This window comes from Staphylococcus sp. NAM3COL9, assembly GCF_001431205.1.
Lineage (GTDB): Bacteria > Bacillota > Bacilli > Staphylococcales > Staphylococcaceae > Staphylococcus.
This window is the reverse complement of the sequence record NZ_LGPC01000004.1, coordinates 20693-33478: the sequence shown is the minus strand read 5'-3', so window position 1 is coordinate 33478 and position 12786 is coordinate 20693. Positions and strand designations below refer to the sequence as shown.

The window sequence follows — 12786 nt, the reverse complement described above, 5'->3', positions numbered from 1 at the left end:
TCTTTTTTTTACGAATAATCCTTAGTATGCACATCGGATATATAAAGATTAGAAACACTATTTATTCAAGGAATATATTATTTGTAATATATGATGTTTTAAGACATACGAATAGCACTAAAAAGATTAATTAATACTTTTACAAATGGTTTAAAAATAAAAAATGAGGTGAACTTGCGGTGAATTTATCTGTATCAAATAGTCCATTTAATGAGCATCAAGCAGACCAACTCAATCAGGTCGTTAGCATTTTAACTACAGAGCAAAAAATTTGGTTGAGTGGTTATCTATCAGCATATCAAAATACTTCAGTTAGTGATGCTGAAGCCCCACAGCAAGTAGCAGAATATGTATTAAATAGTGAGTCAGAAGACAATGTCGATAGAAATATTACAATACTTTATGGCTCAGAAACTGGTAATGCGCAAAGTTTGGCAGAAATTTTTGCAGATCGATTGGTCGAACATAATTATACTGTGAAATTGAGCGCAATGGACGAGTTTAAGCCTAAAGACTTGAAAAAAGTAGAGGATTTATTTGTGATTTCAGCAACTCATGGTGAAGGAGACCCACCTGATAATGCACTTACATTTCACGAATTTTTACATGGCAGAAAAGCGCCTAAATTAGAAGGTGTGCGTTATTCAGTGCTTGCGCTTGGAGATGAATCATATGAGTTCTTTTGCCAAACAGGGAAAGACTTTGATGCTAGATTTTTAGAATTAGGCGGCGAACGTTTAGTAGCAAGACATGACTGTGATTTAGATTTTGATGAGCAAGCAGAAGCTTGGATGAATGAAAATATTCAGCAACTCAACCAATCATCCAATCATAAAGAATCAGTGATACTCGCAGAAACAGTACAGGCTACAAAAGAAAAGCGCTACTCCAAGTCAAATCCATTTGAAGCAGAAGTCTTGGAAAACATTAATTTGAACGGCCGAGGTTCTAACAAAGAAGTGAGACATATCGAGTTTTTAATGGATAACTATGGTGAGGAATATGAGCCGGGTGATTGTTTGGTCGTAGTGCCACAAAATAATCCAAATATCGTGGCTGTACTTATTGAAACTTTAGGGTGGAATGCTCAAGACGAAATTCCTATTAATTCAAATGATGACACGTTAACACTAGAGCGGGCTTTACAGGAATATTTCGAAATTACTAAACTAACAAAGAACTTAATGCTAAAAGCCTCAACGTTATTTGAAAATACGAAATTAACCAAGCAAGTGGAAGATGCGTTATGGATACAAAGTTACATAGAAGGTCGAGACTTAATCGATTTATTAAGAGATTTTCCGCCGAGTCAATTTGATTCACAGTCATTGCCTCAATTGTTAAGAAAGTTACCACCGCGCGAATATTCTATAGCAAGTAGTTTTCAAGCAAATCCAGATGAAGTGCATATTACTGTCGGTGCAGTAAGATATGAGGCGCACGAACGTGAGCGTGACGGTGTTTGTTCCGTACAATTAGCCGAACGCTTACAACCCGGAGACAGTATACCTATTTATTTGAAAAAGAATCCTAATTTTAAATTTCCATTTAGCGAAGATATACCCGTCATAATGATCGGTCCAGGTACCGGAGTTGCACCGTTTAGGTCATATCTTCAAGAAAGAGAAGAACTAGGATTAACGGGCAATACATGGTTGTTTTTCGGAGAACAGTACTTTACTACAGATTTTTTATATCAAACGGAATGGCAAACTTGGTTAAAAGATAATGTATTAAGCAAATTAGATGTAGCATTTTCACGTGATACAGAAGAAAAAGTATATGTGCAACATCGTATTGCGGAACAAAGTACAACATTTTATGAATGGATAATGAATGGTGCTGCATTATATATATGCGGTGATGAAAAACAAATGGCTAAAGATGTGCATGAAACGATTCGCTACGTATTGGAACAAGAAGGTGGCATGTCTGAAACGGATGCCGAAGCTTATCTTACACAAATGAAAAAAGAAAAACGTTATCAAAGAGATGTTTATTAAAAGAGAGGCAGGGGTTATGTATGGCTGAAACGAATGTAAGTTTTTCTGACAAACTCGATGAATTAGAACGTATTAAAGCGGATAGCAATTATCTTCGTGGCACGATTGTTGAAGGTTTAGCAGATAGAATTACTGGTTCTATTACTGAAGATGATACAAAACTTTTAAAGTTTCATGGTAGTTATATGCAGGATGACCGAGATATTAGAGACGAACGTCGTAAGCAAAAATTAGAACCGGCATACAGTTTCATGATTAGAGTACGTGCGCCTGGTGGTGCTTCAACTGCTGAACAGTGGATTGCGATGGATGATATTGCGAATACTTATGCCAATGGAACAATCAAACTTACGACAAGACAAGCATTTCAATTTCATGGCATTTTAAAGAAAAATTTAAAAAATTCTATGCAAAGTATAAATCAGGCATTACTAGACTCTTTAGCAGCTTGTGGTGACGTGAATCGTAATGTGATGTGTAATCCGAACCCTTATCAATCTCATATACATAGTGAAATTAACCAAATTGCGAATGACATCAGTCGACACTTGTCGCCTAAGACGCAGGCTTATCACGAAATTTGGTTAGATGGTGAGAAAGTATTAGATACGAGTGACGCAGAACCAGAGCCAATATACGGAAAAACGTACCTTCCGCGTAAATTCAAGATTGGTATCGCAGTGCCACCTTCAAATGATATTGATGTTTACTCACAGGATGTTGGTTTGATTGCCATTATAGAGCAAGACGAACTCGTCGGTTTCAATGTAACGATTGGCGGGGGCATGGGAATGAAACATGGCGACACAGCTACCTATCCTCAAGTAGGGCGCTTGATTGGCTATTTCCCCAAATCAGAAGTTGTAGACGTTTGTGAAACAATATTAACGATTCAACGAGACTACGGTAATCGTGAAGACCGAACGAATGCACGCTTTAAATATACAGTAGATCGTAAAGGCGTAGAGTGGGTTAAAAAAGAACTAAATGAACGTCTTGGATGGCAATTAGAAAATGAGCGACCATATCATTTTGACCATAATGGAGATCGCTATGGTTGGACAAAAGGCAGCGGTAAATGGCACTTCACGCTATTTGTACAAAATGGACGTGTCAAAGATACGGATGATTATAAATTAAAGACTTCGTTAAGAGAAATTGCCCAAATTCATAAAGGTGATTTTAGATTGACGCCTAATCAAAATTTAGTTATTGCGCATGTTTCTGACAGTGAAAAGCCAAAAATAGAAAAAATCATCTCAGAATATGGTCTGACAGATGGCGAACATTATACAGGGTTAAGACGAAATTCTATGGCATGTGTTGCTTTTCCCACTTGTGGTTTAGCGATGGCGGAGTCCGAACGTTATTTGCCATCACTTATTGGAAAAATTGAAGAATTATTAGATGAAGCAGGCTTAAATGACGAAGAAATTACGATTCGAATGACAGGTTGCCCTAACGGATGTGCCAGACCTGCATTAGCAGAAATTGCATTTATAGGTAAGGGACCAGGAAAATATAATATGTACTTGGGTGGCGGCTTTACAGGCGATCGATTAAATAAAATTTTTAAAGAAAATATAGCAGAAGCTGAGATTTTAGAAAGCTTAAGACCGATATTAATACAATATGCCAAAGAAAGAACCGAGGGTGAACATTTTGGTGATTTCGTCATACGTGCAGGCATCGTAGCTGAAGTTAAAGATGGTCAAGCATTCCATAGCTAATAAATTGAGAAGGTGGTGGCAAGATGGGCAAAGTATTTTTAGTAGGAGCGGGTCCAGGGGATCCTGATTTAATCACAGTAAAAGGATTAAAAGCGATTCAACAAGCAGACATCATTTTATATGATCGACTAGTAAACAAAAAATTATTAAGTCATGCATCGCCGAATGCAAAGTTTATGTATTGTGGCAAAGACCCCCATCGTCATTCTTTACCACAAGAAGATACGAATAAATTGTTAGTGAATTTAGCTAAAAAAGGTCAAACCATTACAAGATTAAAAGGTGGAGACCCTTTTATTTTTGGAAGAGGTGGAGAAGAAGCAGAAATTTTAGCAGCACATCAAATTCCGTTTGAAATTGTTCCAGGTATTACATCAGGTATTGCAGCACCTGCATATGCAGGTATCCCTGTTACACATCGTGATTATAGTTCATCTGTTGCCTTTGTCACAGGTGTAATAAATAAGAATATAGATAAAGATTCGTATTGGAAACATCTTGCACTCGGTCCAGAAACGCTGTGCATTTATATGGGTGTCAAAAAATTACCAGAAATTAGTGAACTATTGATTAAACACGGACGTCCTATTGATACGCCGGTTGCTTTGGTTCAGCTTGGTACATCTGAGAATCAAAAGACAGTGGTTGGTAACTTGATGAATATTGTTGAAGTTGCAAAAGATATTGAAAACCCAGCAATGATTGTCGTAGGAGAAGTGGTTAAATTAAGAGAACGTATCAGTTGGTTTGAAGCGGGACAATCACAAGCGTCACTTGCAAATTTAACATATCAATAGAGGGAGGTCTTTGTATGCGAGGCGTCTTATATGTCAGCCACGGTAGTAGAGTAGATGAAGCTGTGACAGAAGCTGTGAATTTTATTGAATTAGTTGAAAAGCAAATCGATGTGCCATTACAAGAAACATGCTTTTTAGAATTAACAGAGCCTAATTTGTCACAAGGATTTCAACGATTAGTCAATAAAGGCGCAACTGAAATTTCTGTGATACCAGTACTTTTACTAAGTGCAGGACATTATTTCAAAGATATACCGAAAGAAATTCAACGGAATCAGCAAAAGTACCCACACGTCACAGTATCTTATGGAAGACCGTTAGGGGTACAACGCCGATTAACTGGAATACTACAGCAAAGAATTGAAGAAACACATATGACACCAAACATAGATGCAAAAGTATTGATTATAGGTAGGGGGAGTTATAATACTCAAACACAAAAAGACTTTTCGACAATCAAAGCACAGTTACAAGATATAAATATCAATTTAGATATTGACGTGTGTTATTTGGCTGCATGTGGGCCCTCATTTGAAGAGGCACTTCAAGATACAGTCAACAAAGGTCATTCACAAATATTTGTAGTTCCTTATTTATGGTTTACAGGTATTTTAGAACGTCATATTGCCGCAACTATAGATAGCTATCACGTTGAGAATGACATTGTACTGTGTTCCCGACTTGGAAACCATAGTCATTTGCAAACTGCATTGAAAGAACGTGTAGAAGAAACATTTGAATCTGTAAACCAGTAACAGTCTTAATTATTTAAGATAGTAAGGAGTGACATAATGCCTTTGATTCCACTCATGATTGATATTTCAAAGAAGAAGGTTTTTGTAATTGGCGGCGGTAATGTTGCAGAACGAAGAGTAAATACTTTAGTCAATTATGCCAAAGACATTCATATTATTAGTCCTAATATTACTGAAAAATTGAAAGACTTGGTTCGATGCTCAGTAATAAAATGGAGTGAAAAATCATTTGAGATTAACGATATCCATCAGGCAGACTTCATTGTTGTTGCGACAGATAGCGCATCTACAAATCAATGGGTACTGCAACATAAACCGAGTCACGCAATGATAAATATGGCTGGAGCAGCGACCTCAGGTGATGTGGTATTTCCGAGCATATTACGACGTGGCAAGCTGACATTAAGTGTTTCTACAAACGGTGCAAGCCCAGCGCTTACGGCACAAATTCTCGCTGAATTTCAACAAAAGTTTACTAGCCGTTATGAAGTGTATGTTGATTTCTTATATGAATGTAGACAACGCGTTAAAAAAAGTTCGTTATCTTCATTAGAAAAGCAAAGATTTTTGAAATCAATTTTAGCAGATCGTTATTTGGAAAAGGATAAACAAAGAGATGTGGTTAAATGGCTCGATTCACTGGACTAAATACAATTCGGAAGGAGTATGACACATGTATAAGTTATTTATCTTCGCACTTGCAGGATTTCTCGCACAATTGATAGATGGTTCCCTAGGTATGGGATTCGGTGCATCTTCTTCCTCAATATTATTAACTTTTGGTATAGCGCCAGCAATCGCATCTGCAACGATTCATTTTGCTGAAGTTGCAACAACTGCTGCTTCTGGCACAGCACACTGGAAGTTTGAAAATGTACACAAGCCGACAATGATTAAATTAGCGATTCCAGGCGCAATTGCAGCATTTATTGGAGCAGCGTTTTTAAGTCATATACATAGTAATTTAATTAAGCCATTTATTGCTTTGTTTTTATTAACTATGGGATTTTACGTTTTATACCAGTTTTTATTTAAAAAAGACAACCAAATACAGAAAGATGCAAGTAAAATAGGTCGTTACGCTATGATTCCACAAGGCGCAATTGCAGGTTTCCTCGATTCAGTTGGCGGCGGGGGTTGGGGGCCAGTCAACACACCGTTGTTACTAGCTCAGAAAAAGTTAGAACCAAGATATGCAATTGGTACTGTGTCTGCGAGTGAATTTTTCGTGGCACTTTCAGCATCAATTAGCTTTATTATCTTTTTAGGCTGGAGTCAGATTAATTTAGGTTTAGTGGTTTCATTGAGTATTGGCGGTTTAATTGCAGCACCTTTCGCAGCTTGGCTTGTTAAAATTTTACCAGTGAATATTTTGGCAGTTTGCGTAAGTGGTTTAATTATCTTTACCAATAGTAGCTCCTTAATCAGCGTTTTTGACCCAAAACCAGTAGTATCCATAACAATTAAAGTATCACTTATTGTTATTTGGATTATTTTAATTACTTATGCGTTATATCAAAATAAAAAATTATCATTTTCAATTTCTAAAAACAAAGCAAACACGAATGAACTAGATTAAATCATAAAGGGAGTGTATAAGCATGACATTATCAACAGAAACGATCACAAACACTATTGAAGCACATGGCGGAGAACTCATTAACAGAGAAGTGAGTGACTTACTTAAAAAGGAATTATTAGCCGAGGCGAAATCGTTATCTGCTATTACACTAAATCCATGGAGTTTGTCAGATTTAGAACTTATTGGTATTGGTGGATTCAGTCCGTTAACAGGATTTATGAATGAAGCGGACTATACAAATGTAGTAGAAGATTTACATTTAAGTAATGGCTTGGTGTGGAGTATTCCCATCACTTTACCTGTAACTGAAGATGAAGCAAAGCAGCTAGAGATAGGAACACGTGTCGCATTATATGGTGAAGACGACCATTTATATGGCGTACTTGAATTAGAGGAAAAATATACATACGATAAAGAGAAAGAAGCACAACGTGTATATGGTACTACAGACATTGACCACCCTGGCGTGAAGAAAGTATATGAAAAAGGGAATGTCTATCTGGCTGGACCAATATATTTACTAGATCGACCAAAGCATGACGATTTTGTAGATTATCATTTAGATCCCTCTGAAACAAGACAATTATTTAATGACCTGAATTGGAAGACTGTTGTAGGATTCCAAACAAGAAACCCAGTACATAGAGCACACGAGTACATACAAAAAGCAGCTTTAGAATCTGTTGATGGGCTATTGTTGAACCCGTTAGTTGGAGAGACAAAATCTGACGATATTCCAGCAGCTGTACGCATGAAGAGTTATGAAGTTATTCTTGATAATTATTACCCGGAAAATAAAGCACGCTTAGTCATTTATCCTGCGGCAATGCGCTATGCGGGTCCACGAGAGGCGATATTACATGCGACAGTAAGAAAAAATTATGGCTGCACACATTTTATTGTTGGACGTGATCATGCCGGCGTGGGTAACTACTATGGTACTTATGAGGCCCAAGAGCTTATTTCTAACTATGAAGCAGAGTTAGGAATACAAATTTTGAAATTCGAACATGCCTTTTATTGTAAAACTTGTGAAAATATGGCGACTGCGAAAACATGTCCACATGATGTTTCATCACATTTACATTTGAGTGGTACAAAAGTTCGTGAAAAGCTTAAAAATGGAGAATCACTACCTAAAGAATTTTCAAGACCAGAAGTAGCAGAAGTATTGATTAAAGGCTTGCAAGAGCAATAGTTTAAAGGAGTGAAGTGAATGAACACATCTCAACATATTACATGGCATGAATCAGAAGTTAAAAAAGAAGAAAGACAACGCCGTAACGACCATAAAAGTGTATTGATTTGGTTTACTGGATTATCAGGGTCTGGTAAATCGACTGTTTCTGTTGCGTTAGAAAAAGCATTATTTCAACGTCAGATACATACGTATAGATTAGATGGAGATAATGTCAGACATGGACTTAACAATAATCTAGGGTTTAGTCCAGAAGACCGTACAGAAAATATTAGACGGATTGGTGAAGTAGGAAAGTTAATGGTAGATGCAGGATTAATCACTGTTTCTGCATTTATTTCACCTTATCAAGTGGATCGTGACACGGTACGCAGTTTATTACAAGAGGATGAATTTATAGAAGTGCATACATTATGCAGCCTCGAGGAATGTGAAGCGAGAGATCCTAAGGGACTATATCAGAAAGCTAGAAGTGGTGAAATTGCTGGATTTACTGGTATTAGTGCGCCTTATGAAACGCCAGAAAAACCAGAAATAGTCATAGATACAGAAAAAGATAGCATCGAGCAATCTGTAAACAAAATTGTTAACTATTTGAAACTGTATCAATATATTTAATAGATGTGTTAAATCTTGTGGTGCGTTGATTAAAGTATTTAATGAAGATAAAACACGAAAGGGGAATATAGATGGAAATATTAAATATAATTGCTTATAGTTTGCTTATTATATTTATCTTAGTAGTGTTTTGTGGTGTTTTTATAGTGAATAAGGGACAGAATAGAAGTTATTTTATGCTAGAGTTAAAAGTGATTGTACTTATATTGTTCACATGCTTTATAGGCTTAGGCATAACATTAACAATTTTGGGGTATTTTGGACAACTATGATAAATTAAATGACTTGTAATTGATTAGTATTTGTCTTTAATGTAGATGGTTTTATGGTCATGTTAAAATAATCATGTTATAGTATATGAATTAATTTCTAATAAAATCTTTCTTTGTGTCTATAGTAAAATGTAACCATAGTGACATATCGGAAGTAAGGAAGGTTTCAGACATGAATAAATCCATACAAGATATATCTAAAATAGAACTTCATTGTCATCTCGATGGTTCTACAAGTATAGAGTTAATAAAGCAACTTGCTTCTGAACAAAATATAGTTTTAAAAGAGCCCCATTTGCTTGTAAGTGAAAATTGTGAAAGCTTAAATGAATATTTGCAGTGTTTTGATGAAATATTAAAAGTGTTGCAAACAAAAGATAGCCTCAAAAGAGCTGTCGTAGATGTTGCGCAACAAGCGAGTCATGATAATATAAAGTATATAGAAATTCGCTTTGCACCGTTATTGCATATGGAACAAGACTTGTTGTTAGCAGATGTATTGGAAGCAGTCGAAGCGGGCGTCCAATTTGCAACAGAAACATTGGATATCAAAATTAATTTATTGGTTTGCGCAATGAGACAACATGAAGCTACAGTGAATGAAGCGCTCTTCGATTATCTTGAGCAGAGAGATAGTGATGTGGTGCGCGGGATTGATTTTGCGGGTCCAGAAGCAGCATTTCCACCAGAAGATATTCGTACTACAATTCAATACGGTTTAGATAAAGGGTTTAATCTCACTTTACACGCTGGCGAATGTGGTTGTATGCATAATGTTATGGAGTCTATTAAATTAGGCGCGAAACGTGTGGGCCATGGTGTTGCCATTAATGAAAATGAAGCTGCGTTACAAGAAATAAAGCATAATGATGTGATGTTAGAAATGTGTCCGAAAAGTAATGTTCAAACGAAAGCGATAGAGGATTTAACCGAATTGAACATACCTTATTTGCTAGAACAGGATATACCTTTTATTATTAACACGGACAATCGTACGGTCACACAAACTTCACTAAATGAAGAGTATACGTTACTGATGAAACATCAATTGATTTCTGTCGAACAGATTGAATTTATCAATTTAAGAGCGATTGAATATGCCTTTTTATCAGATATTGAAAAAGAAAATTTAAAAGCAGTGATGCAATCATAAAAAAGAGAACTTCCAATAGCTGGAAGTTCTCTTTTTTGTATAATAGATTATGAACGGCCAGATGCAATAAATAAACTTGCATCTTTATTCATAAATATATTTTTACCTTCATAAAATGTGTATGATTGGACATGTGTTAAGCCTAATTCAGTAAATAGTTGTTGGATATCTGTTTGTTCAAAGCCATTATAGACCTTTGGATGATATACATTTTCATTCTTATCAAAATCAACAAGAACGAGCAGACCAGCAGAATTTAATTTCGCACGTAACGCTGTTAGCAATGCTGTGTAGTCACCGCTGTGTAGTAATACTAATGAAAGGAAAATCACATCATAGGTAGTGTTGATCTGTGTATCATCTGAAAGAATGTCACCTACATATGCGTGAATATGTGTTTTGCCGAGTTCAGAAATTTTATTCTCAAACACCTCAATCATTTGAGGTGCAGCATCCATCATTGTGATTTCATCAAAATGGCGCTCTATGCTTAATGTAACTAAACCAGTACCGCCACCATAATCTAATAGTGACTGATATGAAGTGTTTTCGAATATTTTATTCACTTCTTGTGCAATTGTATCGGCAAGATGTATTCTACTAGGGCCATCGTACTTTTGGGCAATTTGCTCAAAACGGTCTTTATTCAAATGAAAACTCCTTTGTTGAGTGAAATTTATTATAAAAAAGTACGTGTTTCTATAACATCTATTATAGATATATTAAGTCTTTAATAGAGTTTATCACAAGATGAAAAGTAGTACAATGCATAGTATTTAAGACAGTATATTTAACAATATGAGAATACATATATTTAAATAAAATTAGGTGAGCCTAAAGTATGATTGAGGATATGTTAAAAATATGTTTTACTGGAGTCTATCAGTCATAATGAGGTGAAGTCATGAAGCGATTTTTAACACTAGCGCGTAAGCGTTTAGAAGATTTGGATTTTAGTATGATTCTCTGTTTTATCATACTCGGTATTATAGGTGTAATGATGGTTTACAGTGCTAGCATGGTATCTGCATCTAAAGGGGCATTAACAGGCGGGGTGCCTATCGAAAGTAATTATTTTATGAAAAGACAATTGCTCTTTTTGATTTTAGGTATAGTTATTATTATATTTATTGGTAGTTTTGTTAATATTAATGCTTTTAAAGAGAACAATGTACAGAAAATAATGGTGTTAGGTACATTGTTGCTATTACTGATTACTGTGTTAATTGGTAAGGAAATCAACGGTTCTAAAAACTGGATTAATTTAGGATTATTTAGTATTCAATCTTCAGAATTTTTAAAACTAACCTCAATTTTTTATCTTTCTTATGTGATTAACCAACGTGTATCAAGCCGAAGGGATTATAAGTTGAAACATCTCATTCCACCACTAGGCATCATTGGGATGGGCTTATTACTTGTTTTAATGCAAGGGGACTTGGGCGGTACGCTATTAACAGTAGCGATTATTGCTTGCATACTGATTTATTCAGATTTAAAAAATAAGGTGAAAATTCAAATCATGGCAATCGCAGTGATTCCAATTGTATTTTATAGTATCTATACTTTAATTTTTGATGCTAAAAACCTTTATAGATTAAGACGTATTCAAGTAATGCTCAATCCATTTAAATATGAAAGGGATGATGGATATCAACTGACGAGTGCTTTAACAGCAATTGGGAATGGTGGATTTACTGGAAAAGGTCTAGGTAATGGCATTTCTAAACTAGGTTACTTACCAGAACCGCATACTGATTTTATTTTTACGGTTATTTCAGAAGAATTAGGTTTACTGGGTGTATTATTTATATTACTGATTTATGGCTTTATTTTAGTTAAAGGACTCATTTATGCAAATAAAACTACAAATCAATTTTATAAATTAATTTGCGTCGGTGTCGTGAGTTATTTGTTTATGCAAGTATTCATTAATTTAGCAGGAGTCTCTGGCATCATTCCTTTAACGGGGGTGACGTTGCCGCTATTAAGCTATGGTGGATCATCTGTATTGAGCATTAGCATCGCCTATGGAACATTATTAGCGGTAGCTAGAAGAATTAATAATGAAAGGACATTAAACTAAGTGAGAGACGATTTAAAAATAATTTTAATGAGTTTGTGCTTATTGATACTCATGATATGTATACATATAGATTTAACTGAGCCTTTAGATAATTTTATTTATGAATGGTTACATGGAACGATTAACTCTAACTGTGTCGTTGTGTATCTTGAAATCATTTCTAATATATTTAAGCCATTGCATTGTTTACTCATGATATTGATGATCTTAATATTCGTATTTTTTTATAATCAATTTAAGTTTTGGTGGTATGGATTTTGGTGTTTCAGTGTATTATTTATAGGGACATTTTTTAAATATATTATTCAACGACCAAGACCTGATATCAGTATAGATGGCTATAGTTTTCCAAGCATGCACGTTTTAAGTGTCTGTTTACTAGTGAGTCTCATATTATTGTTGAAAAATAATAAATGGTTCACGCTCATATGCACATTATTGGTCATTTCGATTATCATTTCTAGGATTTATCTACGCGCACACTTTTTTACAGATACAATAGGTAGCTTACTCATTATAGGGACTATGCTTCAAGCTTTGAAATTGGGTAATGCAACTTCAACTCAAAACAATAGGTGACATTAAAATCTAT

Annotated in this window: 12 protein-coding genes; 11 read left to right on the top strand and 1 reads right to left on the bottom strand. The window is 35.3% G+C overall.

The features are described from left to right. Window positions 1-179 precede the first annotated feature (179 nt). From ACA31_RS00570 to add, 9 genes are all read left to right on the top strand, one after another. A complete protein-coding gene (locus ACA31_RS00570) occupies window positions 180-2003 on the top strand; it encodes an assimilatory sulfite reductase (NADPH) flavoprotein subunit (RefSeq protein WP_057511448.1) in 1824 nt (607 codons plus the stop codon). Between the two features lie 20 nt (window positions 2004-2023). Further along, on the top strand, window positions 2024-3733 hold the full coding sequence (cysI, locus tag ACA31_RS00565; protein WP_057511447.1) for an assimilatory sulfite reductase (NADPH) hemoprotein subunit: 1710 nt from the start codon (window positions 2024-2026) through the stop codon (window positions 3731-3733). A 23-nt stretch (window positions 3734-3756) separates the two neighbouring features. After that, the gene (cobA, locus tag ACA31_RS00560) at window positions 3757-4530 is read left to right on the top strand and encodes a uroporphyrinogen-III C-methyltransferase (protein WP_057511446.1); all 774 of its coding nucleotides are present in this window, start codon (window positions 3757-3759) and stop codon (window positions 4528-4530) included. Between the two features lie 14 nt (window positions 4531-4544). Continuing rightward, on the top strand, window positions 4545-5285 hold the full coding sequence (locus tag ACA31_RS00555) for a sirohydrochlorin chelatase (protein WP_057511445.1): 741 nt from the start codon (window positions 4545-4547) through the stop codon (window positions 5283-5285). A gap of 36 nt (window positions 5286-5321) precedes the next feature. Beyond that, entirely contained in the window at window positions 5322-5933 is a 612-nt protein-coding gene (locus ACA31_RS00550) for an NAD(P)-binding protein (protein ID WP_057511444.1), read from the top strand. A 25-nt stretch (window positions 5934-5958) separates the two neighbouring features. Beyond that, window positions 5959-6864 (top strand): sulfite exporter TauE/SafE family protein, encoded by a 906-nt coding sequence (locus ACA31_RS00545; protein WP_057511443.1) that lies wholly within the window; start codon window positions 5959-5961, stop codon window positions 6862-6864. Window positions 6865-6886: 22 nt separating this feature from the next. Beyond that, window positions 6887-8065 carry a sulfate adenylyltransferase gene (gene sat / locus ACA31_RS00540; protein ID WP_057511442.1) on the top strand — a complete coding sequence of 393 codons (1179 nt, stop codon included), beginning with the start codon at window positions 6887-6889 and terminating at the stop codon, window positions 8063-8065. An 18-nt stretch (window positions 8066-8083) separates the two neighbouring features. Continuing rightward, window positions 8084-8683: an adenylyl-sulfate kinase gene (cysC, locus tag ACA31_RS00535; RefSeq protein ID WP_057511441.1), complete on the top strand. Its 600-nt coding sequence runs from the start codon at window positions 8084-8086 to the stop codon at window positions 8681-8683. 444 nt (window positions 8684-9127) lie between these two features. Beyond that, the gene (add, locus tag ACA31_RS00525; protein ID WP_057511439.1) at window positions 9128-10108 is read left to right on the top strand and encodes an adenosine deaminase; all 981 of its coding nucleotides are present in this window, start codon (window positions 9128-9130) and stop codon (window positions 10106-10108) included. A gap of 47 nt (window positions 10109-10155) precedes the next feature. Here the strand turns inward: add and ACA31_RS00520 are convergent, their stop codons facing one another. Then, entirely contained in the window at window positions 10156-10758 is a 603-nt protein-coding gene (locus tag ACA31_RS00520; protein WP_057511438.1) for a class I SAM-dependent DNA methyltransferase, read from the bottom strand. Window positions 10759-11012: 254 nt separating this feature from the next. Here ACA31_RS00520 and ACA31_RS00515 point away from each other — a divergent pair, with 254 nt between their 5' ends. Together ACA31_RS00515 and ACA31_RS12970 are read left to right on the top strand one after the other, a co-directional pair. Continuing rightward, on the top strand, window positions 11013-12194 hold the full coding sequence (locus ACA31_RS00515) for an FtsW/RodA/SpoVE family cell cycle protein (RefSeq protein ID WP_057511437.1): 1182 nt from the start codon (window positions 11013-11015) through the stop codon (window positions 12192-12194). A gap of 27 nt (window positions 12195-12221) precedes the next feature. Next, window positions 12222-12773, top strand: coding sequence for a phosphatase PAP2 family protein (locus ACA31_RS12970; protein ID WP_082587027.1), 552 nt, complete (start codon window positions 12222-12224; stop codon window positions 12771-12773). Window positions 12774-12786: the final 13 nt, after the last annotated feature.

Bases quoted from the DNA above. Each gene is read 5' to 3' on its own strand.
- cysI (WP_057511447.1), top strand. From the start codon at position 2,024: ATGGCTGAAACGAATGTAAGTTTTTCTGACAAACTCGATGAATTAGAA.
- ACA31_RS00545 (WP_057511443.1), top strand. From the start codon at position 5,959: ATGTATAAGTTATTTATCTTCGCACTTGCAGGATTTCTCGCACAATTG.
- add (WP_057511439.1), top strand. From the start codon at position 9,128: ATGAATAAATCCATACAAGATATATCTAAAATAGAACTTCATTGTCAT.
- cobA (WP_057511446.1), top strand. From the start codon at position 3,757: ATGGGCAAAGTATTTTTAGTAGGAGCGGGTCCAGGGGATCCTGATTTA.
- ACA31_RS00515 (WP_057511437.1), top strand. From the start codon at position 11,013: ATGAAGCGATTTTTAACACTAGCGCGTAAGCGTTTAGAAGATTTGGAT.
- ACA31_RS12970 (WP_082587027.1), top strand. From the start codon at position 12,222: ATGAGTTTGTGCTTATTGATACTCATGATATGTATACATATAGATTTA.
- ACA31_RS00555 (WP_057511445.1), top strand. From the start codon at position 4,545: ATGCGAGGCGTCTTATATGTCAGCCACGGTAGTAGAGTAGATGAAGCT.
- ACA31_RS00550 (WP_057511444.1), top strand. From the start codon at position 5,322: ATGCCTTTGATTCCACTCATGATTGATATTTCAAAGAAGAAGGTTTTT.
- cysC (WP_057511441.1), top strand. From the start codon at position 8,084: ATGAACACATCTCAACATATTACATGGCATGAATCAGAAGTTAAAAAA.
- sat (WP_057511442.1), top strand. From the start codon at position 6,887: ATGACATTATCAACAGAAACGATCACAAACACTATTGAAGCACATGGC.